Raw genomic sequence first — 23,421 nt, forward strand, 5'->3', positions numbered from 1 at the left:
GGAGTGAATATTATGAGCATATGTGAACTTAATCCTGGAGAAAAAGGAGTAATATCTAATATAAGCGGAAATAAAAAATTAGCTAAAAGACTTTTAGCTTTAGGTTGCATCGAAGGCACTGAAATTTTTCTTAAAAATAGAGCACCTTTAGGTGATCCTGTTATAATCAATTTAAGAGGATTTAATCTAGCAATTAGAAAAAAAGATGCAAAAAATATATTTGTAAGTAAGATGGAGGAAGTAAATGATAACTGTAGCCTTAGTTGGTAATCCCAATGTAGGTAAAACTTCTCTTTTTAATAATCTTACAGGATCTAATCAGTATGTAGGTAACTGGGCTGGAGTAACTGTAGAAAAAAAAGAAGGTTTTATAGAAAAAAATGTTAAAATGATTGACCTACCTGGGATATATGCTATGGATACTTTTTCAAATGAAGAAAAGGTTTCTAAAAGCTACCTGGAAAATGAACATGTAGATGTAATAATAAATATAGTTGACGCTTCAAATATAGATAGAAATCTATACTTAACTACTCAACTTAAACAATTTGATAAACCTATAATACTTGTACTTAATATGATTGATGTTGCTGAAAAAAAAGGCATAGAAATAGATTATACGGCTTTATCAAGAGAATTAAATGTTTTAGTTATACCTATTGTAGCTTCTAAATCTATAGGTATAGATAAAATTAAAGAAGCTATTTTAAATAAAAAATACGTAAATTATGTAGATAAAAACTATTCTAATTTTAATAATGAAAAAGAAACTTATAACTATATATCAAAAGTTTTGAAACAATGTATAAAAAGAAAAAATCATTCAAAAGAATCTATAAGTGATAAAATAGACAAGTTAATTCTTAATCCTATTTTAGCTTACCCATTATTTCTATTTATATTGTTTTTAATATTTCAATTTACTTTTAAATGGGTAGGTACCCCCTTAGCAGATTTAACTAGCAATTTTATAGATAATAGCTTTATACCTAATTTAAAACAATTATTATCTAACACAAGCCCTTGGTTTAGATCATTAATAATTGATGGTATAGTAGGCGGTGTTGGATCTGTTATAGTTTTCTTACCTGTAATACTTTCCTTATTTTTAGGTATATCTTTCTTAGAAGATAGTGGGTATATGGCTAGAGCTGCCTTCATTATGGACAAGATAATGAGGAAAATGGGTCTATCTGGCAAAGCTTTTATACCATTAATAGTAGGCTTTGGATGTTCTGTACCTGGAATTATGTCTGCTAGAACACTTGAAAGTGAAAGCGATAGAAAACTTACTGCACTACTTGTACCTTTAATGTCTTGTAATGCAAGACTTCCAGTGTATGCATTATTTGCTTCTGTATTTTTCTCTGGAAATGAAACTTTAATTGTATATTCACTTTATTTAGTTGGTATAATATTAGCCTTCACTATAGGTTTAATATTTAAAAATACTATATTTAAAAAAGATGAAGAACCATTTATAATAGAACTACCTGAATATAAATTACCAGAAATCAAAAATCTTTTATTACACACTTGGGACAAAGGTAAAGGTTTCTTAAAAAAAGCAGGAACCATAATATTCTCTGTATCAGTTATTGTTTGGCTACTTTCTAATTTCAATTTCACTGGTATGGTTAATATGGAAGATAGTTTTTTAGCATCTATAGGAAAAACTATTAGTCCTATATTTAAACCTTTAGGATTTAGTGGTTGGCAAACTTCTGTATCTCTTTTAACAGGTCTTATGGCTAAAGAAGTTATAGTTGGAACAATGGGCGTTGTATATGGTGGGAATTTAAGATTAGCTTTACCAGGCTATTTCACCTCTTTATCTGCCTATGCATTTTTAATATTCGTATTATTATATACACCATGTATATCTGTTATTGCAACTATGAAAAAAGAATATGGAAATAAAATGACTGCATTTTCTGTTACTTACCAATTAATATTAGCTTGGGTTGTTTCATTTTTAGTATATAACGTAGGTGCTTTAGTAATTTAATAGGCAGGTGATTTTATGGTAATTGAAATTATAGCTACTATAGGTATAGTAGCCTTGGCATTCTTTATATTTATAAAAAATTTAAAGAAAAAAGCCTCTGGTAAATGTGATTGTTCTAGTTGCACATCAAAATGTGCTCGTTATAATGAAAATAATAAAGATACCACTTCTCAAAATAATAGAGATAAAAATAAAAAAAATTGAGTTACTAATCAGTAACTCAATTTTTTACTTTAGATATTTCTATCTCTATTATTTTTTAAATTTACTAATTTTTACTTGTTATTTTAGTTTTAATCCTATTATTCCTTATTTCCTATTTATTATTTGTTATTTGTTGTTCATTATTTGTTATCTGTTATCTATTATTTCTTATCTGTTATCTCTTATTTGCTAATTATTATTTATCTTATCTATCATATACTCTAAAACATCTTTTATAGTAACTATTCCTTCTAAATTGTTATTTTTATCTACTATTGGTAAGGATATTATATCTTTATCAACTATCCTCTTTGCAACTACTGATATATCTTCATCTGCTGTTGCAGTTACTAATTTTTTAGTCATAACCCAATCTACAGGACATGTATCATAGTGCCCTTCATTTGTTAAAAATCTATATATATCTGCTTTTACAATCATTCCTATTACCTTATTATCTGAATCTACTACCGGAGTACCGTTTATATTATTTTCATTCATTAAAACTAAAGCTTCTTTTACAGAATTGTTTCTTCCTATAGTAATTACATTTTTCTTCATTATACCTGAAATCATAATATCTCCCCCTAAAGTATAATATATGTTAACTATCTTTATTACTACAACTTCATTATATCAAATTTTTCCAATTTTCCTATGTAATTTTATAAATATTCATAAAATTTAAACTCAGTACTAATAGCCTTTATTTAAATAATAATAATATACTATAAAAAATTAAGCATAGATAATAAAAATATTTTTTATTATCTATGCTTATAATCTTAATATATAAAAATTTTATAATTATTTAGGTAAAGTGTTTATATTACATTTTTTCAACTACATCTATTCCAAGTAAACCTAATGCATTTTTTATAACATTACAAGTTGCTTCTACAAGTTTTAATCTACCATTTTTCATTTCTTCATCAGATAAATTCATTATATTATGAGCATTATAGAATTTATTAAATGCTTTAGCTACTTCTATAACATATCTTGTAACTATTGAAGGTTCTAGTTTATCTATTGAAGCTAATATGGCTTCTTTAAATCCTTTTAACAATTTTGCTAATTCAAATTCTTCTTTTGAATTTAATTTACTGTAATCTATAGCCCCTGTAACCTCTCCTGCTTTTCTTAATATACTTTTACCTCTTGCATAACTATATTGAACGTAAGGACCTGTCTCTCCGTCAAATGAAAGCATTTCATTCCAATCAAATACTATATCTCTTTCTCTGTTGTTCTTTAGATAAGTAAATATTACTGCTCCTATACCTACTTTTTTAGCTACTTCTTCTTTATTTTCTAGTTTTTCATTTTTTTCATTTATAATTTTAAGTGTTTCTTCTACTGATTGATTTAATAGATCCTCTAAGAAAATAACTTCACCTTTTCTAGTAGATAATTTTTTATTAGCAAATTTAACAAGACCAAATCCTACATGTTTACAGTTATCTGCCCAATCATGTCCCATAAGCTTTAAAGTTGTAAATACTTGTTTAAAATGTAGTGCTTGTGGTGTTCCTACAACATATATACATTTATCAAAATCATAAGTTTTCTTTCTGTACATAGCTGCTGCTAAATCACGAGTTGCATATATTGTAGCTCCATCAGATTTTTTAATTATGCAAGGTGGTATGTTATAATCTTCAAGCATAACAACCTTTGCACCATTACTATCTGTAAGAAGACCTTTTTTATCTATTTCATCTACTACTGCATCCATTTTATCATTATAGAAACTTTCTCCTGCAAAAGAATCAAAGTTTACTCCTAATTCATCATAAACTTTATTAAACTCTTTTAAACTTAAATCTTTAAATCTAGTCCAAAGCTCAGTTTCTTCTTTTGATCCATCTTCTAATTTTTTAAAGTTTGCTCTAGCTTCTTCTTCTAATGATGGATCTTTTTCTGCTTCTTCATGGAATTTTACATATATTCTTAAAAGTTCTTTTATTGGTTCTTTTTCAAGAGCTTCTTCATCTACCCATCTTCTATAAGCTGATATAAGTTTACCAAATTGAGTTCCCCAATCACCTAAGTGATTTACACCTACACATTTATATCCTTGAAAAGATAAAATTTTGTATAAAGCATTTCCTATAGATGTACTAAATAAATGTCCTACATGGAATGGTTTTGCAATATTAGGAGCTGAATAATCTAATACTGCTGTTTTTCCTTTAAACATATCTGAAGAACCGTAAGCTTCTTTTTCTTCTAGAATTTGCTCTATAGTTGTTTTAATTAAATCTTCTTTATCTAAAAAGAAGTTTAAATAAGGACCTTTTGTTTCTACTTTTTCAAATCCTTCTTTATTCATTTTTTCTTTTAATTCTTCTGCTATAAGATTTGGTGCTTTTCTAAAAGTTTTAGCCAATTGAAAACAAGGGAAAGCGAAATCTCCCATTTCTGGCTTAGGTGGTATCTCTATAAGTTTTTCTATGAAACTTATATCTAAATCCACATTTTCTTTTATTCTTTCTGCTACTAACTTTTTATAATCCATTAAAATACCTCCAATATGTATTAAATTATAAATAACAATTATCAATTAACAAATAATAATTATTGTTGAAATTCTTTTAGAATTTCACAAATTACATCATAGCTATAATAATTTTGATATAAAAATATAAACTAAACTTTTTTATTTTATATCTAGTAAATTTTAATTATACTTCTATTATTCTAAATACAATTTTTTCTCAAAACCTTATAATTTCTATCAATTATTTCATAATTCATATCTTTAAATTGTTATTTCAAATATTATTTTTAAAATTAAATTACTTTATAATAATAAAAACCCGTCTCCTATAAAAGAGACGAGTTAACTCGCGGTACCACTCTAGTTGACTTATATAAGTATAAGTCCACTTAAATCTTTAACGCTAAAGGCGGCTTACTTATGATCTATTTAAATAAAATAAATTATCATTATATATATTTTACTTTATTAAGAAATCCTATATTACTTTCTTAACAAATAATAAACCTTTTTCATAAGCTTCTCAAAGGCTCTTTTCCTTTTAATTTAAAACTACAGGTTTACACCAACTCCTGCTCTCTTAAAGATTAATTTAAAAGTACTTTTCCTTATCACAGAATATATATTAAATTTTTTAGTTATCTTATCAATATATTATATCTAAAAAAATATATTATACATTTTATTTTCATATATTCACTATAAGTAAATTGTTGAATTCCTTCACTTAATTATATTATATATATAATTCTTGTCAATACTTTTAAATATTATAACTTATATAAATTTAAATATCTATATTATTTTAAAAAATTTGTCATATATAAAACTCTATTTATTTTCATATAATTCCTTTAATATCCATTTACAAAAGGGAAATAATTTATTATAATCTTTTTAGTGAGTGATTACTCACTTTTTTATTTTAAAAGAGGTGAATTATATGTCAATTATTTCAGTAAAAAATGTATCAAAATCTTTTGGAAAACACTCAGTACTAAATAACATTTCCTTAAATGTGGATAAAGGAGAAATTCTATGTCTTATAGGTCCTTCTGGCGCTGGAAAAACAACCTTAGTAAAGAGTATTATGGGCATGGAAAAGATTGATTCTGGTGAAATTTTAGTTCTAGATACTAAAATACCAAACAGACAAATATTACAAAAGATAGGATACATGGGACAATCCGATGGATTATATGAAGATCTATCTGCAAGAGATAACCTTAAGTTTTTCTGTAATCTTTTTTCAGTTTCAAAAAATTCTATAAATAAACGAATTGAATACGCAGCAAATTTAGTAGATTTATCTAAGGATTTAAAAAAGAAAACCAGAGATTTTTCAGGCGGTATGAAAAGAAGACTTTCTTTAGCTATATCATTAATACAAGATCCTGATTTATTAATACTAGATGAACCTACTGTTGGAATTGACCCAATGCTTAGAATAAATATATGGAAAGAACTTTACAATCTAAAAAACTCCGGCAAAACAATAATTGTAACAACACATGTTATGGATGAAGCTGAAAAATGCGACAAATTAGCTCTTCTAAGAGATGGAAAAATAACTGCACAAGGTAAACCTAAAGAATTAAAAGAAAAATTTAATTCTGAAACTATCGAAGAAATCTTTTTAAAAGCTGGGAGTGAAAAATAATGAGAATACTTGCCTTAGTAAAAAGAATTTTCATACAAATTCTAAATGATAAAAGAACACTAGCACTTATGATGGTTGCACCATTAATTCTTCTTACATTAATGAATTTTTTATTTCAAAGTGAAGATAATAGCAATTTAAAAGTTGGTGTTTATAATATAGATAAAAACATAGTTACTGAATTCAAAGATAATGATGTTAATGTTAAAAAATATAGCAATAATACTAATATAAAAGATAAAATAAAAAAAGATGATTTAGATGCTTTTATAAGTAATTCTAATGATAAATTAGATATAACTCATGAAAATAGTAATACTAGTAAAACAATGAAAATGAATTTACTCTTTAAAAATGTAATGACTAGTTTTAAAACTGAAAATTTAACTTCAGCAGTAAAAAAACAAACAGAAGTTATAAAAAAACAAGGAGAAGCTATAAAGAATCAGCAAAAAACTATATCCCATATGACTAAACAATTAACTCAAGCTAAAAATAATAACAATTTTGCACAAAATTCTTCTAATAATCCGAGAGAGCAAAATTTATCAACTCAAATTAAAAACATGAATAAAAAAAATTCATCTACTTCTCCTGATATTAAAGATAAAGAAAACTCTTCCACTTCTCCTACTATAGAAACTCATTATATATACGGAAGTGAAGATACTACTTTATTTGATATGATTACACCAGTTTTAATTGGATTTTTCGTATTTTTCTTTGTATTTTTAATTTCAGGAATATCTCTACTAAAGGAAAGAACTTCTGGAACATTAGATAAGTTACTAGCTTCCCCTATAAAAAGAAAGGAAATAGTTTTTGGTTATTTACTTGGATATGGATTATTTGCAATTATTCAAACTTTTATTATTGTTTTCTTTTCAATATATGTACTAAAACTTCATATAGTAGGTAGCTTAGGCCTTGTTTTACTTACTAACATTTTAACAGCCTTTGTAGCTTTATCCTTTGGAATATTGCTTTCTACCTTTGCAAATTCAGAATTTCAAATGATGCAATTTATCCCTGCTGTTGTAATACCACAAATATTTTTCTCAGGTATAATTTCAATAGATAACATGGCCCCTTGGCTTCAAAAACTTTGCAATGTAATTCCTCTATACTATATTGGCGATGCTTTAAAAAAAGTAATAATAAAAGGTGAAAACTTTTCTAGTATACAATTTGATTTGTCTATACTTCTAGTTTTTGCTATCATATTTACAGGGTTAAATATCTTAGGATTAAAAAAATATCGTAAAGTATAATATTTATATACTTAAAACAACTTAGAATATAATATAATATTATCTTATAAATTAGACTAAAACTTTAAAATATAACTTATAGGTATAGGAGAGAAGAAATGGAAAACTCAATTATAACTTTATTAAAAAATAAGATATTAAATAATAAAAAGATGACAGAAAAACAAATAAATATTTTAGAAGCTAGTGTAGATTTGTTCTCCCAAAAAGGCTTTGCTAATACTTCTACAAGTGAGATAGCTAAACGTGCTAAGGTTGCAGAAGGTACAATATTTAAACATTTTAAAAATAAGGATAACCTTTTAATAGCAACAATTCTTCCTCTTTTATCTGATGATATATTTTCACAAATTGCAACTGAATTTCAAGAAAAAGCTCTAAAATCAGATCATGTAGATTTTGATGGATTTATTGAATCATTAGTTAGAAATAGATTAGATTTTATAAATGAAAATAATAAGATGATAAAAATATTTATAGACAGTATACTCTACAAAAAAGAAACTAGAGAAAAATTTATATCACTTATCCCAAAGGATGTTATAAAATCTTTAAATAATGTTTTAAATACTTTTAAAAATAAAAAATTAATAGTTGATTGGCCAAATTCTGTAATTATAAGATTCATGGTTACTAATTTAATATCCTATGGTCTTTACAAATATACATTATTTCCAGATAACAATTGGGATGACGAAGAAGAAATATACTATATAACAAAATTTTTAGTTAAAGGGTTATCATTTAATTCTTAATTCAACTAAATATCAGTTAAATTAAGACTACTTTAAACAAATAGATGGAAGTATTTAAATTAAATACTTGCATCTATTTTTATTATATTTAATTTTATTATAGTAAAATAATAACTATTAAATACTTAATTACTTGGATAAGGTGCCTCACTAAAATCATTAATGTATACATTCACTATATCCTCTATCATTTTCTTATCCCCATTAGAATATTTATCATAAACTCCACATGTCTTCATTCCTGCCTTTTTAGCTGATTGTATTGGCTGCATAACATCCTCAAAAACTATACATTCTTCTGGCTTTAATTCTAACTTTCTTGCCATATGTAAAAATATATCTGGAAATTGTTTTCCTTTTCCTATATCATCTACAGAAGAAACTTCATCAAACAAGTCAAAAATTTTATTATGCTTTAATGCTGGAACAAATAATTCATATCCCAAACCTGTCACTACACTAAGTTTAATATCTAAATCTGATAATTTTTGTAAATAATCTTTAACAAAAGGTTTTAATTTAACTTCATTACCATATTTATATATAGCCATCTTATTCCACTCGTTAACAATATCTTCTGGTTTTTCTTTCAAATCAAATAAATTTATTGTATATTCTGCTGCTTCTTTAAAACTTCTTGCACTTATTTCCGTAATATAATCTTTTGTAAGACTTAATCCTCTTTTCCCAAGAAATTCAACAGATATTTCTTTCCAAACATCCATTGAATCTAAAACCGTACCATCCAAATCGAAAATACCAGCTTTAAAATCCATTACACTTATGCATCTCCCCTAAAATTTCTATTTAAAATCTACTTCTTTTAATCCATTCAAATAAAGTTCATAGAAGTGATTAGTTGGTCCATTACCTTTTCCAATTTCTAATGAATGTTCAATTGCCATAGTTATATAATCCTTTGATCTTTTTACTGCTTCATCTATTCTAAAACCTAAAGCCAAATTAGAAGCAATTGCAGAAGACAAAGTACACCCTGTTCCATGAGTATTTTTCGTCTTAATTTTACGAGTTCTATAATGATAAAATTTATTTCCATCATATAATACATCTACAGCATCGGTAATATGTTCTCCCCCTTTTATCAAAACACTTTTACAGCCCATATTTTTAATAATATCTGCAGCTTTTTCCATATCATATATAGTTTTTATTTTAAGTCCTGAAATTCTCTCTGCTTCTGGTACATTTGGAGTTAATATATCTGCATTTGGAATAATCAATTCAATTAAAGAAGCTACAGAATTAGGATCCATTAAAGGGCATCCATTTTTTGCATACATAACTGGATCTATTACAACATTTTTAGGCTTGTATTCTTGTAATTTTAAAGATACTGCCTTCATACATTCAGGAGTAGATAACATTCCTATTTTTACTGCATCTGTACCTATATCTTCATAAATTGAATCTATTTGTTTTTTTATCATATCTGGGTTAACATCTTGAATATCAATTACCCTACTAGTATTTTCTGCAACTACAGATACAATAACGCTCATTCCAAAAACTCCATGTGCAGAAAAAGTTTTTAAATCTGCCTGTATTCCTGCTCCACCACTACAATCTGATCCTGCAATACTAAGTACTTTTTTCATAAAATCCCCTCATTCCTTTCTATAGAAAGGGTGCTTTCCATAATAAAAGCACCCTTTAATTTAAATATCGTAATTAATTATTCTAAATATGTTGGAATAACCTTTTTAGCTTCTTTTAACCATTCACGTATATCAGGTCCAACTCTAAACAATTTATTATTAGATTTATTAGCTATTTTATATAAATTTCCATAAACAGGATACTTGCTTTCTAAATCATGATACACACTTTTTCTAGCAGGTAATAAATATTGAGGATACTTATTATTTTCATCTGGAGAAACTGCATTTACCATAGTTTTTTCATCTGCAACAATATTAGCAAGTTCAATTGCTTTTTCTTTTTTATATAAATTTGTTATAGAAGAATTTATTCCAACCACATCCCCGTAAAAAATAGGAATATCAGAATTTCTTGAAAGTGAAATTGTTTTAAAGTTAATATCATTTACAAACTCTTTCATATTAGACATAGCTTCAGTATATCCAATATAAGCTCTTCCTTTCCCATTCATAAACCATTTAGCTCTAATATAAGCATCATTATTTTCTGGCCAATAGTTTGCTTGTTCTTTTCCTGCCATTGATTGTAATAAGCTTAAACTTCTAGTAGAATCAGCATCTATTTCATTTACGTTAGGTAATGAGGAGAATTTTGTATACTCTTGTGTTGTATCAATTAATGAATCTAAATACATACAAACTTTACTAGTGCCTCCAGACATATCAAATAATAATCCTTTATTATCATCTGGAATAATATCTTCAGATTTATTTTTGCCTAATTTATCATACAAATCAAATACAGAATTTACTTTTTCTATATCCATATCTCCTTTTCTACTATATAAAAGATTAGTACAAATAATTTGAGGTATTGCGTAAGCTGAACCTTTTTCAGTACAACCTTTCATTGCGAAAGGAATAATATCATTTTTATTTTTTATATCTTCTTTTGAAATTTCAGATAAATATCCTTGTTTTATAAAACGTGATAAATAAATTGCATCAAAAACAAATACATCTAAATCTTTTGGTGGATCTTCACTGTAACAATCCCAATCTACAAAGTTAAGTTTTATATTAGGTTCTTTCTTATTCCACTCATTTTGAACTGCCTTTTTAAAACGTATAGAATCAGGAACATATCCATATAAGGCAACATTAAGAGTCTCATATGATTTATTAGGTTCAAATGCTTTTACATTTAGTCCTGAAAACAATGTGAAAATTATAAGAAAAGCAAATAAAATAGATAAACTTTTTTTAAAAGTTGTTTTTAAATTCATCAATTTTCCCCCTTTATTAACTATATCATACATTTTTCATTAAATTCATAAAAACAAATACTTACTTAAAAAAACACATATTTATTTTTAAAATGGATATTTTTCAATTTGTTGTAACAAAACATATTTGAATAAATAACTATTTTTCTACATCAAAGATAATAAATGGTGCTACACTTTTTTCATTTCCCCACTCTTTAACATCATATAATCTTTCAATATCATATAAATCGTATTTTTTTATTTTGTCTACAGTCTGTTCTATGACTTTATAATTCTTAAATCCTACCTTTTCAATATTATTAATATAAAAATCTCTTGACCAATAATAATCTTCAAGAACAAGCATCTCATTGTTAGGTATTTTTAGATATTGTTTCTTATTATCACCTAAAGAATAAGTTTGTCCAATTTCTCCGTTCCTAAAAGTAGAAAATTCTGTTCCAGCAGCATTTGGATTAGAATCAAGAATAAACAATTTCCCATCTTTTTTTAGCACTCTATATATTTCCTCAAAAATCATTTTAATTCTATCTTTACTTGAATTATTGATTATAACAAAGCAAAGAACTACACAATCTATAGAATTATCCTCTAATGATTTTAATTTATCTTCTTCAACTAACCTATAATTTATATTTTCTCTATTATGTTCTTTCATAGCAATTTTAAGCATATTTTCTGATTGATCTACCGCAATAATTTGTGATTCTGGTTTTATCTTTGCCATCCTCTCTGATACTTTCCCTGGCCCACATCCAAAATCCAAAATTTTCATGAAAGATTTATTAGATTTTAATTCATTAAAAATATAATTAAATCCTAAAACTTCTTCTAACATATCATTATATAAATTAAATTTTCTAGAAACATCGGTATTTTTCCAACACGTACCCAAAATATCTCCTCCTAAAAATGCTTATTCCATTTGTTATAAAATAAATATTGATAAATTGGTTCTAAACTATTATATATTTCCTTATCTAATCTATCTTTACAATGTATTTGTTGGTAAAGTGAAAATAAATATAATACTTGTTTCCAATACACGTCTATATCTAATTTATCAATATCTTCCTTGACTAAATAAATTGTATTTTCTCTTAATTCTTTTTCATATTGAAGAACTATTTTTAAATCATTAAAATTATCTTTCCTAGGCATTTTAGGAAAATAAAACTCTTTTCTATCAATTGTATTTTCAAATAATACTTTCTCAGTATTCTTAAAATCAGGCTCATATACATGTGTAGTTGCTACATTATGACTATATTCTCCTAAATCAAGATTTAATTGATTAGCTAAGAATTCTTGAATAAATGTAAATGAAAAAACGTCACTTATAATTCCTCTAAAAGCATCATTTGCTCTCATAAAAGCTGTAGTATATAACTTTTTTTCTCGAATAAAAAATTGTAGTCCTATAGTACAAGAAACATCTATATTTTTTAATGATAAATCTTCATTTGCATCAAAAATTTCAATAAAACCTCTTTTTGTATCTGGATCTTCTTTAAATAATTTTATTAACCTGTCCCATTGGTTGATTTTATTATGACCATAAGAAAATATCTTTGGACCATATGCAGTTCCTGTAAGACTTTTACCATCCATAGAATATTTTTTCATATTGCTTGCATAATAAGAAATATACTCTAAATCATTGGATCCTGACAAATACCATAAAGCCTCTGCAAAGTTGAAAATTATATTAGTTTTTCTTAACTTTGTATAACAAATTCTTTGTCTTGGATTCTCTAATATCATAGAATAATTCAGTCTTTCTTTGCTTACATTTCCTCTTGGCTGATTTATAAACTCAGGGGCATAATACACATCATTCAGATTTTTCAAATAAGCTTCGTGGAAATTTTTAAACTTCATTATTATCCCCTTTCAAATATAAATCTAGTTTCTGGAGGTATTCCTTTTCATTTTTATAGATTATATAATCTACGTTTCCTACAGTATGTAACCCCCTAATTAAATAAGCATAATTTTCTTTCTTTTCAGCTAAAAGCAAAATTATTTTTTTCCCCATTGCTGAAGCCCATCCAATTTCAATATGAGTTCCTGGAGAAGCTGGTAATCCTGGAAACCCTATAAATAAATCACATACTTTTATTGCATCGTAATCCAATTTTGTACACTGATTTGGCGACATAAAATTAGCGCCCCATTTTTCTCTCTTATGGGCGTTATCAACTTTCCAACCTCTTTCTTCTAAAAACAAAATGAGATTCTCAATTATTTTCTTTTGTTCTTCTTTCATAATAGAACCATTCTTTTTAATAACTCCTTTAAAAGGAGCAGCTAAAAACACTCTTTTGTCCATAATCATATATTCCTCTCTTTAATAATGTTTTTTAAGTTATAGACTTTTTTGATTTATAAAAATTATATTTCTTTATGCTTGAGTATTGTTGTATATTCTTACAATAATATACAATATTTAACTTTTATACATATTATACCAATATTTTATACAAATTTCAATTATTTTTAAAGGAATTTGGCTAAATTTATCTATTTTCTAAAACACTTATTTTGCTTAAAAATCTAATTTATTTTCTTAATCTATAATGTAAAACATTATAGGTTACCTTATAAAACAATATATTTTTAATCCATATTAATAAATATAAAAATAAAAAAGCAAGCCAATCCTTTTATAAAGAATCACTTGCTTTTTTGTATTGGGAATACTTATTAATAAATGTTTATATTGTTCTATAATACACATTAAAAATCTATATTATGGAATAATAAATTACATATAGAAATAAGGTTTGTTATAGGCTTAATTTTAGCTTTTTATAATATAAAATAACTTTAAGAACACTTACTTAAAACTATTTCTTCTTTTTCTTCTACATCTCTTGTTACTACTACATTTACTCCAGTATCTAATATATTTTCTACTACTATATCCCCTACTTTAGAAGGTGCTTTTATTTTAATAGCCTTTAAAATTTTTAGAGCATCCATAATTTTCCCTTTTGGAATATCTTTTTCTGTTTTTACAGAAACTACAGCATCAGATCCACCTTCTACTGCTATAGAAGTAGTTAAAATTCTAGTTGGATTTGTACATTCTTTTTCTGCGTAAATTTTTCCTCTAGGACAAGTATTTCCTGTAACATTTACTACTTTGCCATCTTCAATTTCCGCTTGTAGACTACATCCAAGTGGACATCCTATACATGTTAATTCTCTCATTTTCATAACTATTCACCCTCCACTTTCACAGTAATTTTTTTAGCATCTTTGTGCTTTTCAAACATAGCTTTTGTAAGCTTTACTGTTTCCATTTCACCTGGAGCTATAACTTTTTTCTTTCTATGAAGTTCTCTTTCTCCATCAAAATAAACTGATATATAGCTATCTTTAAATACTTTTCTAACTCTAAATCTAACATCTACTGTATTTTCTACATTATTTCTATGAATTTTTTTAGGTACAGTATATCCTACTCCATTTTCAGCTATAAGTTCTATTTCTTCACCTGAAACTTTTTTACCATTTACATAGTCTGCTGCATTTTTACCAGCATTATAACTTTCCTCTGTTACAAAATCAACTAAGTCATGAACATGAAGTACATTACCACAAGCAAATACACCATCTATATTAGTTTGCATTGTTTCATCTACTTCAGGACCACCTGTAACCCCTAGTTTTACATTAGCTTTTCTTGATACTTCATTTTCTGGTAATAGTCCTACAGATAAAAGTAATGTATCACATTCTATTCTCTCTTCAGTTCCCTTTATAGGTTTTAATTTTTCATCAACTTTAGCTATAGTAACTGCTTTTAGTCTACTTCTTCCTTCTATCTTTGTAACAGTATGGGCAAGTTTTAATGGAATACCATAGTCATCTAAGCATTGAACTATATTTCTTTTAAGTCCTCCAGAATATGGCATAAGCTCTACTACAGCTTTTACTTTTGCTCCTTCTAAAGTCATTCTTCTTGCCATTATAAGTCCGATATCACCTGATCCTAGTATAACAACTTCTTTTCCTGGAATTTGACCTTCTATATTTACAAATTTTTGAGCTGTTCCTGCAGTATATATTCCTGCACATCTACTTCCTGGAATATTTATAGCACCTCTTGGTCTTTCACGACATCCCATTGCAAGTATTATAGATTTTGCTTTTATTTCCATAAGTCCGTCTTCTTCATTAACAACTGTTATAACTTTATCATTGCTTAAGTTTAATACCATAGTATCTAATTTATATTCAATTTTCATTTCATGGACTTTATCTATAAATCTTTGAGCATATTCAGGCCCTGTAAGTTCTTCTTTAAATGTATGAAGTCCAAATCCGTTATGGATACATTGATTAAGTATTCCTCCAAGTCTTCTATCTCTTTCCAAAATCAATATATTATCTACGCCTTCTTCTTTAACTTTTATAGCTGCAGCAAGTCCTGCAGGACCCCCTCCGATTATAACTACATCATATTGCTTCATAATAATAATCCTCCAATATCTTCTTTAAATTAAAATAACCACCTTTTAAATTTTCACCGTAAAGTATCTATCACAATAGTTTTTTCTATAAACTAAAATAACATTTTTGAATCTTTACCAAACTTAGTTACTTCATTTTTTGAAACACCTAATTCTTCTGCTAATATTTCTACTGTTCTATTAGAACAAAATCCTGATTGACATCTTCCCATGCCTGCTCTTGTCCTTCTTTTTATACCATCTACTGTTTTAGCACCTAAAGTTCTTCTTATAGAATTTCTTATTTCACCTTCTGTAACTGTTTCACATCTACAAACTATTTTTCCATAAGATGAATCTTTAGCTATAAGCTCTCTTCTTTCATCATTATTCATTTCTCTAAACTTAGGTATTCCTTTTCTTATTGGATTGAATTTTTTATCTACTTTTGCATTCAATTTCTCAGCTACCATATTAGCTATAAATTCTCCTATAGCTGGAGCACTAGTAAGACCTGGTGATTCAATTCCTATAGCATTTATAAAATCCTTACAATCTTTAGCTTCACCTATTATAAAATCTCCATTTTTTTCGTGAGCTCTAAGGCCTGCAAATGAAGTTATAACTTGTCTCATAGGAATTTCTTTTATACTACGTTTTGCTCTAGATGTTATGCTTTCAAGGCCTTCTCTTGTTGTATCTACATTATCTTTTCCATCTATATCAACAGATGTTGGTCCTAAAAGTAAGTTTCCATCTACTGTTGGAGTAACTAAAACTCCTTTACCCATCTTAGTTGGAAGTTGGAATATTGTTCTTGAAACAGTATCACCTACAGCTTTATCAAATAAGATATATTCACCTTTTCTTGCCACTATATCGTATTTTTCTTTGCTTACCATAGCACTTATTTTTTCTCCAAAAACTCCTGCTGCATTTATTATTAATTTTGTTTCTATCTCTTCTTTATTTGTCTTTATAATAAACTTGTCTTCTAATTTATCTATACTTTCTACAGTTGAATCAAATTTAAATTCTACACCATTATCTGCTGCATTTTCAGCTAGGGAAATAGTAAATTCATAAGGACAAACTATTCCACCAGTTGGAAGTGTAAGGGCACCCACTACTTGATCTGATAAATTAGGTTCAATTTTCATAACTTCTTCTCTATTTAAAATTTTCATAGTGTCTGGAACACCATTTTTTATTCCTCTTTGTCTTAGCTCTTCTAATTTATCCATGTCTTTTTCATCAAAACATAATACTAATGATCCATTTCTTTTAAAAGGAAAATCAAGTTCTTTTTGAAGCTTATCAAACATTCCATTACCTTTTACATTCATCTTAGCTTTTAGTGTTCCTGGGATTGGATCTTCTCCTGCATGTACAATTCCACTATTAGCTTTACTTGTTCCACAAGCTACATCCAATTCTTTTTCTAAAACACATGCCTTTAATTCATACTTAGACACTTCCCTTGCAATAGCTGAACCTGTAACACCTGCACCTATAATTACAACATCAAACATAATACTCCTCCTTATATACGCAAAAAGAGCCTTAATTTAAAAAGGGTATAAAAATCCCTTTTTAAATTAAGGCTCTCTTTTCTCCGCCTAATATCTATATTTCAACTATATCACAACATTTAAATGTTTTCAATACCTTTTTTCAGAAAATTTATTGGAAATAATTCTACTGAAATTTAACTAACATTCTCATTAATGATGCAGCTACTAAAACTACTACAGAAACAATAATCCATACTATATTAATATTATAAAAAATCAATAATTTCCCCATTACAAAGGGACCTACTGCCATTCCTGCTCCATATATAGCCATAACAAAAGAATTTAATCTTCCTCTATGAGATGCGGGGCTATTATTAGCTACAAAAGTTACTGAATCTATAATTACTATAATTTCTCCTATTGTTAAAATTCCTGTAGATACAAAAAGTAAAGGTAAATTATTTATAAAAGATAACATAAATAATGATATAAAATATAAAAATCCTCCAAATGCCATAGCCTTTAAAGAATTCAATTTATCCGTTAATTTAGAAACTATAGGAGTCATAGTTATTACAATAAATCCATTAAAAGCTGATAAAAATCCATAATACTTAGGACCAACATCTCCAAACATATCTTTTACATGAAGTGGAAGTCCAAATCCCCATTGAGAATATCCTAAATTATAGAAAAAAAGTATTAAAGCATAATAAACTATTATAGGCCTTTTAGAAAGAATACTAACTACACTTCCCTTTTCCTCTCTTTCAAGTTCTCTTTCTTTTGCACTAATCTTTCCTTTATCAAAAGTTTCTTCTACATATATAAGAACTAAAGCCATTGATATTAATGTAGTAATTGCATCCCCTATAAAAATCAATGATAAATAATTTTTATATAAAAGTCCTGCAATTATAGGACCTATAGAAAGACCTAAATTGTTACCCATATACAAAAGTGAAAAAGCTTTCTTTCTATCTTTAGGTGTAGTTATATCTGCTACCATAGCATCTTGAGATGCCATACTAAAAGAAAAGAATATAGATGATAAAGCTAATATATAAACCATAGTCATATTATGTTTCCAAAAACCACACATAAAAAGCACTATAGCTCCTAAAGAATTAAATATAACTAAAACTTTTTTTCTTCCTATTATATCTACTAATTTTCCACCTATAAACATTCCAGGGGCAGAAAGTATAACAAGAAGTGTTATAAAAGTTCCTGCTCTATCCTTTGGTATACCTATTTTATCTGTTAATATCAAAGTTAATAGTGGATAAACAAAAGCTCCTATTCTATTTATTACTCTTGATATAAAAAGTATGTATATTTCTCTTGGCAATCCTTTATAATCTTTTATTAATTCTTTTATCAAAATTTTTCCCCCTAAAACAGCTTAAAACAATTAGCTTAGGAATTTAAGAATTACTTTATTTACACTCTTCAATATAGATTTTATCCTAATATTTTAATAATATTATATAATTTTATAATTACTTTATAATTTTCAAATTAGCATTCTAAATCTCAGATAGAGATTGTACTCTATCTGAAATTTAAAAATATTTATATGTTTAATCTTTAAAATTAGAAATCTGATAGTAATTCTTTAAACTTCTCTATAGAAGCTACTGGCTTTTGGCATGTAAAGTCTTTACAAACATAAGCTGCTACTTTATTATCTTGTTTTGTCTTTTGTCTAATATGTGGAATTAATTTATATAAATTTTCATCTTCATCATTTAAAGTTAATACAGTAAAAGGAAGATATTTTTCCCTAACTATATCAATCATATTATTTGTTTCTTTATCTTTTTTATCCCCTGCTATAACAACATTTGTCATAGAATATCTTTCATACATATACGCCATAATAGAAGAAATATATGCTATAGTACCTTCATTTATATTTTTACCAAAAGCATTGAAAGTTTCATCAATATACCCTTTTAAATCTTCATTTTCAGTAATATTATATAGTTTTATCATATTTAAAAGTGCTATAGAATTACCAGAAGGAATTCCTCCATCATATATTTCTTTAGGTCTTATTATAAGTTTTTCACTATCTTCCCCATACAAGAAAAATCCACCAATATCTTTATCATAAAATAATTCTATCATTTGATTATTAAAATATATAGCTTTTTCTAAATATTTAGTTTTAAATGTACTTTCATACATCTCTATCAAAGCCCAAACTAGAAAAGAATAATCATCTAAGATTCCTTTATTTGCTCTTTCTTCTTCTCTATACCTTCCATATATCCTTCCTTTTTCATCTACTAAATTAGATAAAATAAAATCTACTGCTCTTTCAGCTTTATTTATATATTCTTCATTTTTAAAAGTTCTTCCCGCTATTGCTAATGCAGATATCATAAGAGCATTCCATGAAGTTAGTATCTTATCATCTTTATATGGGTGAACTCTTTTTTCTCTATAATCAAATAATTTTTCTCTCATTTTTTCTAGTTTTTCTTTGTTTTCATAGTAATTATTCAAACTATTTCCTATTAAATTAGGAATATTCTTTCCTTCAAAATTGCCTTGTTCTTTTATATCATAAAAATTACAATAAAATTGTCCATCTTCTTCTCCTAAAATATCTTTTATTTCTCTAACAGTCCATAAATAAAATTTCCCTTCTACTCCTTCTGAATCTGCATCTTCTGCTGAGTAAAATCCTCCATCCTTTGAAGTCATATCTCTTAATACATATTTTAAAGTTTTCTCTGCTACATCTTTATAATCTTCATCTTTAAAAACATTATAAGCTTCTGTATAAGCTATACATAAAAGTGCGTTATCATAAAGCATTTTTTCAAAATGAGGAACAAGCCACTTACTATCTGTAGAATATCTTGAAAATCCAAAACCAACATGATCAAATATTCCACCTTTACACATACCTTTTAAAGTTTTATCTACTATATGAAATATTTTTTCATCTTTAGTCTTTTTATAATATCTTAATAAGAAAAGTATATTATGTGGTGTTGGAAATTTAGGTTCATAACCAAATCCACCGTATTCATATTCAAAATTTTTCTCTAAATCCTCTACAGTTTTTTCTATTATACCTTCTCTTATACTATCTTTTGAAATACTTTGAAATGTTTTTATATGATCTAACATAAGATTGCTAGACTCAACTATTTTTTCTCTTTCACCATTCCATTTATTTATTACTTGATCTAAAGTTTCTATAAGTCCTAATCTTCCATATTTGCTTCTCTTAGGCAAATAAGTTCCTGCCCAAAATGGTTTTTTATCTGGATCCATAATTATAGTAAGTGGCCAACCTCCACTTCCAGTATAAGCTTGACAAAATGTCATATAAATATTATCTATGTCTGGTCTTTCTTCTCTATCTACTTTTATAGATACGAAATTATTATTTAATAAACTTGCTACTTCTTCATCTTCAAAGGATTCTTTTTCCATAACATGGCACCAATGGCATGTGGAATATCCTATACTTAAAAATATAGGTTTATCTTCTGTTTTTGATTTTTGAAAAGCTTCTTCTCCCCACGGAAACCAATCTACAGGATTATGAGCATGTTGAAGTAAATATGGAGATTTTTCATCTATTAATTTATTCTCTTTATTGTAAGTTAATGTAGACAATAAATACCCTTCTTTCACTTAATTTTTAAATTTAGTTTTCCACTGAGGAAAATTTACTATTCATATATCAAAACAACTAGATAATGTAATTCATATCATAAACAAAATAAAACTACTTAAATAAAATAAACAATTCTAACAAAATAAATTTGAATTTTTTACGTAATGTATAGAAACAAATTTATATAAAAAAGTTCCAAATTAAATTTTAACTTTAATTCCTTTTGTTGACACATAAATAAAAACACATTATAATTGTGTCCAAGGAAACAAAACTTAAGGAGGATTTATGTCATATTCAAAATTATTAATTCCTAAATTTAAAGAACTTTATGAAAAACAAGATATATTAACTAAATTAACTTCTAAAGAATTTCTTCACGGCTATGGATATTCAGAAATTCATTGTATTAATCTAATAGGTAAATTAGATAATCCTAATGTTACAAAACTATCATCAAAATTATCAATGACTAGAAGTGCTATAAGTAAAATAATAAAAAAATTATTAACTAAAAAAGCTATTACAAGCTATAAAAAGAAAAATAACAAAAAAGAGATTTATTATAAATTAACTGAAAAAGGCAAAGTTTTATTTGATGAACATCTAAAACGTCATTCTGCCTGGGAAGAAAGAGATAGAAAGTTTTTTCAACAACTTAATAATAAAGATTTAGAAACAATAAATAATTTTTTAAATGAATTCAATAAATATTTAGAAAAACAAATAATAGAGCTAAATCATAAGGAGTGATAATATGTTAATAGATTTAAGTGTAAAGGTTACTAAATCATCTAATAAAGATGCTTTAGATAATGAAAAAATTGTTTCTTTTGGCCATTTAGGTACTCATTTTGATGTAATGAATAAAGAATTTCCATTAGAATTTACAAAGAGAAAAGGCATAGTATTTGATGTAAGTAAAATATTAAACAGAGATATTGATATATCAGATATTGATATTAATTTGATTAATGATGATATGTTTGTTGCTTTCTACACAGGGTTTATAGAAAAACATCAGTATGGTTCAAAACCTTATTTTACATCACATCCACAATTATCAAATGAGTTAATTGAGCAGTTACTCAATCGTAAAGTTTCAATTATCGCTATTGATTGTGCAGGTGTAAGACGTGGCATAGAACATACGCCTAAGGACCAATATTGTGCTGATAAAGGTGTATTCATCATTGAAAACCTCTGTAATTTAGACAAGATTTTAAATAAAAAAAATTCAATGAAATTTACTGCAAATACTTATCCAATTAATTTTGCAAATATGACAGGGTTGCCTTGTAGAGTAATTGCTGAAATTTAATAATACAACATAAATCATGTGGTAATTCGTTTTTATATTAAATTATAAATCAAGTACAATTAAGTTATCAAAGAACAAGTCTTTTTACCATATTGTACTTGTTCTTTTGTTATAATTTAAAAACTTTAGAAAACAGCATTTTTCATTTATTAATTTATTCGTTTTATTATAAGTTAATATAGACAATAACTTTCCTTTCATTTTTTATTTACTTTTCCACTAAGGAAATCTTACTATTTACCATTAGTATCATTAATTATATAAACAAAATCCTATACTTTCAAAAAAATTTGCACTTCACTAATAAATGCTAATTTATTTTTAATCTAAGCAATTTATTAAAAAACTTATGATTTCTTTAAATAAAAGAAAAGGCAACTTCTGGTTGACAAAAATGTTATGTTTACTTGATAGAAATATAATTAATTTACTAGTATACTTAATTTAGAGGTGAATTTAGTGAGTTTTCAAAAACAATTACAAAAACTAAGAAAAAAAAATAAACTATCACAAGAAAAATTAGCAGAAATAATTGGTATATCAAGGCAAGCAGTTGCAAAATGGGAATCTGGTAAATCATACCCTGATATTGCAAGATTAGTTGCCTTAAGTAACATTTTCAACGTAAGTATTGATAAATTAGTAAACGATTATGAAGAAAATTGCCGTTTATATATAGAAGAAAATAAAAAAAATTATATAACTAATGATATAATTAATTTTTTGTGTGCAGCAAAAAAATCCACATATAAAAGTAATGAAATTGAAACACATGATTCTAAACAAAATTCACATAAAACACTCTATAGTAAAGAAAATTTAAAATATACTCGTTCTTATGTAGGTAAAAAACAATTTATTGGAGAAGAGTCCCTCTTAAAAAATGATGTTCCTATTTGGGGAATGAATTATACTGGAAGAATCATTGATAAAGGTTTTTCAATAAATTTCTTAAAAGAAGCATTATCTTTAGTGCCTAAGGATCATCCTTATCGTGGGCCTATGGTATACCAAAACGAAGAATATAAATATCACTGTATTGTCCATGGAGAATTTGAATGGTTTAACGGTTATGAAGAAATCTTTTTTAACGATATAAAGGTATATGAATGTAATTTTCATGGTGGATATATTAAATAAAAAGTAATTGTAAAATAAAATACACTTTAGC

Annotated in this window: 22 protein-coding genes and 1 other annotated feature; of the genes, 9 read left to right on the forward strand and 13 right to left on the reverse strand. The window is 26.3% G+C overall.

The window, feature by feature from the left end:
- Positions 1 to 12 precede the first annotated feature (12 nt).
- From ABDZ71_RS07745 to ABDZ71_RS07755, 3 genes are read left to right on the forward strand one after another with little or no spacing between them, the layout of a single operon-like run.
- Positions 13 to 270 carry a FeoA family protein gene (locus tag ABDZ71_RS07745; protein ID WP_343760508.1) on the forward strand — a complete coding sequence of 86 codons (258 nt, stop codon included), beginning with the start codon at positions 13 to 15 and terminating at the stop codon, positions 268 to 270.
- Entirely contained in the window at positions 245 to 2,008 is a 1,764-nt protein-coding gene (gene feoB, locus ABDZ71_RS07750) for a ferrous iron transport protein B (RefSeq protein ID WP_343760509.1), read from the forward strand. The genes ABDZ71_RS07745 and feoB overlap by 26 nt, the downstream gene beginning before the upstream one ends.
- A 15-nt stretch (positions 2,009 to 2,023) precedes the next feature.
- Positions 2,024 to 2,212: a FeoB-associated Cys-rich membrane protein gene (locus tag ABDZ71_RS07755; protein WP_343760511.1), complete on the forward strand. Its 189-nt coding sequence runs from the start codon at positions 2,024 to 2,026 to the stop codon at positions 2,210 to 2,212.
- 189 nt (positions 2,213 to 2,401) lie between these two features.
- On the opposite strand, the gene ABDZ71_RS07760 is transcribed toward ABDZ71_RS07755, so the two are convergent.
- A complete protein-coding gene (locus ABDZ71_RS07760; RefSeq protein WP_343760513.1) occupies positions 2,402 to 2,788 on the reverse strand; it encodes a CBS domain-containing protein in 387 nt (128 codons plus the stop codon).
- 253 nt (positions 2,789 to 3,041) lie between these two features.
- Positions 3,042 to 4,733: an arginine--tRNA ligase gene (argS, locus tag ABDZ71_RS07765; protein WP_343760514.1), complete on the reverse strand. Its 1,692-nt coding sequence runs from the start codon at positions 4,731 to 4,733 to the stop codon at positions 3,042 to 3,044.
- A gap of 312 nt (positions 4,734 to 5,045) precedes the next feature.
- Positions 5,046 to 5,339: a binding site (T-box leader), on the reverse strand.
- Positions 5,340 to 5,658: 319 nt separating this feature from the next.
- On the opposite strand from argS, the gene ABDZ71_RS07770 reads away from it, so the two are divergent.
- From ABDZ71_RS07770 to ABDZ71_RS07780, 3 genes are all read left to right on the forward strand, one after another.
- Positions 5,659 to 6,375: an ABC transporter ATP-binding protein gene (locus ABDZ71_RS07770; protein WP_343760515.1), complete on the forward strand. Its 717-nt coding sequence runs from the start codon at positions 5,659 to 5,661 to the stop codon at positions 6,373 to 6,375.
- Positions 6,375 to 7,646 carry an ABC transporter permease gene (locus ABDZ71_RS07775; protein WP_343760517.1) on the forward strand — a complete coding sequence of 424 codons (1,272 nt, stop codon included), beginning with the start codon at positions 6,375 to 6,377 and terminating at the stop codon, positions 7,644 to 7,646. The genes ABDZ71_RS07770 and ABDZ71_RS07775 overlap by 1 nt, the downstream gene beginning before the upstream one ends.
- Before the next feature lie 98 nt (positions 7,647 to 7,744).
- Entirely contained in the window at positions 7,745 to 8,401 is a 657-nt protein-coding gene (locus ABDZ71_RS07780) for a TetR/AcrR family transcriptional regulator (protein ID WP_343760518.1), read from the forward strand.
- A gap of 125 nt (positions 8,402 to 8,526) precedes the next feature.
- On the opposite strand, the gene ABDZ71_RS07785 is transcribed toward ABDZ71_RS07780, so the two are convergent.
- The 11 genes from ABDZ71_RS07785 to ABDZ71_RS07835 all read right to left on the reverse strand — a co-directional run bounded on the left by ABDZ71_RS07785 (position 8,527) and on the right by ABDZ71_RS07835 (position 20,928).
- Positions 8,527 to 9,177 (reverse strand): HAD family hydrolase, encoded by a 651-nt coding sequence (locus ABDZ71_RS07785; RefSeq protein WP_343760520.1) that lies wholly within the window; start codon positions 9,175 to 9,177, stop codon positions 8,527 to 8,529.
- Between the two features lie 27 nt (positions 9,178 to 9,204).
- Positions 9,205 to 10,017, reverse strand: coding sequence for a bifunctional hydroxymethylpyrimidine kinase/phosphomethylpyrimidine kinase (gene thiD, locus ABDZ71_RS07790; RefSeq protein ID WP_343760521.1), 813 nt, complete (start codon positions 10,015 to 10,017; stop codon positions 9,205 to 9,207).
- 77 nt (positions 10,018 to 10,094) lie between these two features.
- Positions 10,095 to 11,306 (reverse strand): thiamine pyridinylase, encoded by a 1,212-nt coding sequence (bcmE, locus tag ABDZ71_RS07795; protein WP_343760522.1) that lies wholly within the window; start codon positions 11,304 to 11,306, stop codon positions 10,095 to 10,097.
- Between the two features lie 139 nt (positions 11,307 to 11,445).
- The gene (locus tag ABDZ71_RS07800; RefSeq protein WP_343760523.1) at positions 11,446 to 12,204 is read right to left on the reverse strand and encodes a class I SAM-dependent methyltransferase; all 759 of its coding nucleotides are present in this window, start codon (positions 12,202 to 12,204) and stop codon (positions 11,446 to 11,448) included.
- Between the two features lie 11 nt (positions 12,205 to 12,215).
- Positions 12,216 to 13,190: a thymidylate synthase gene (locus ABDZ71_RS07805; RefSeq protein ID WP_343760524.1), complete on the reverse strand. Its 975-nt coding sequence runs from the start codon at positions 13,188 to 13,190 to the stop codon at positions 12,216 to 12,218.
- Positions 13,180 to 13,641, reverse strand: a complete 462-nt coding sequence (locus ABDZ71_RS07810; RefSeq protein ID WP_343761089.1) for a nucleoside 2-deoxyribosyltransferase — start codon at positions 13,639 to 13,641, stop codon at positions 13,180 to 13,182. Before ABDZ71_RS07810 ends, ABDZ71_RS07805 begins: the two co-directional genes overlap by 11 nt.
- A 497-nt stretch (positions 13,642 to 14,138) precedes the next feature.
- Positions 14,139 to 14,531, reverse strand: a complete 393-nt coding sequence (locus ABDZ71_RS07815) for a DUF1667 domain-containing protein (RefSeq protein WP_343760525.1) — start codon at positions 14,529 to 14,531, stop codon at positions 14,139 to 14,141.
- Between the two features lie 2 nt (positions 14,532 to 14,533).
- Positions 14,534 to 15,790 carry an NAD(P)/FAD-dependent oxidoreductase gene (locus ABDZ71_RS07820; RefSeq protein WP_343760527.1) on the reverse strand — a complete coding sequence of 419 codons (1,257 nt, stop codon included), beginning with the start codon at positions 15,788 to 15,790 and terminating at the stop codon, positions 14,534 to 14,536.
- A 92-nt stretch (positions 15,791 to 15,882) separates the two neighbouring features.
- Entirely contained in the window at positions 15,883 to 17,301 is a 1,419-nt protein-coding gene (locus tag ABDZ71_RS07825; protein ID WP_343760528.1) for an NAD(P)/FAD-dependent oxidoreductase, read from the reverse strand.
- Positions 17,302 to 17,467: 166 nt separating this feature from the next.
- Complete coding sequence (locus tag ABDZ71_RS07830; RefSeq protein ID WP_343760529.1) at positions 17,468 to 18,670, reverse strand: MFS transporter; 1,203 nt, start codon at positions 18,668 to 18,670, stop codon at positions 17,468 to 17,470.
- 212 nt (positions 18,671 to 18,882) lie between these two features.
- The gene (locus ABDZ71_RS07835) at positions 18,883 to 20,928 is read right to left on the reverse strand and encodes a thioredoxin domain-containing protein (protein ID WP_343760531.1); all 2,046 of its coding nucleotides are present in this window, start codon (positions 20,926 to 20,928) and stop codon (positions 18,883 to 18,885) included.
- Positions 20,929 to 21,217: 289 nt separating this feature from the next.
- Between ABDZ71_RS07835 and ABDZ71_RS07840 the strand changes: the two genes are divergently transcribed.
- From ABDZ71_RS07840 to ABDZ71_RS07850, 3 genes are all read left to right on the forward strand, one after another.
- A complete protein-coding gene (locus ABDZ71_RS07840) occupies positions 21,218 to 21,682 on the forward strand; it encodes a MarR family transcriptional regulator (RefSeq protein WP_343760532.1) in 465 nt (154 codons plus the stop codon).
- A 4-nt stretch (positions 21,683 to 21,686) separates the two neighbouring features.
- Entirely contained in the window at positions 21,687 to 22,250 is a 564-nt protein-coding gene (locus ABDZ71_RS07845) for a cyclase family protein (RefSeq protein ID WP_343760534.1), read from the forward strand.
- A gap of 459 nt (positions 22,251 to 22,709) precedes the next feature.
- A complete protein-coding gene (locus ABDZ71_RS07850; protein ID WP_343760535.1) occupies positions 22,710 to 23,390 on the forward strand; it encodes a DUF5680 domain-containing protein in 681 nt (226 codons plus the stop codon).
- Positions 23,391 to 23,421: the final 31 nt, after the last annotated feature.

It is taken from the genome of Clostridium oceanicum (assembly GCF_039521385.1).
Taxonomy (GTDB): domain Bacteria; phylum Bacillota; class Clostridia; order Clostridiales; family Clostridiaceae; genus Clostridium_F; species Clostridium_F oceanicum.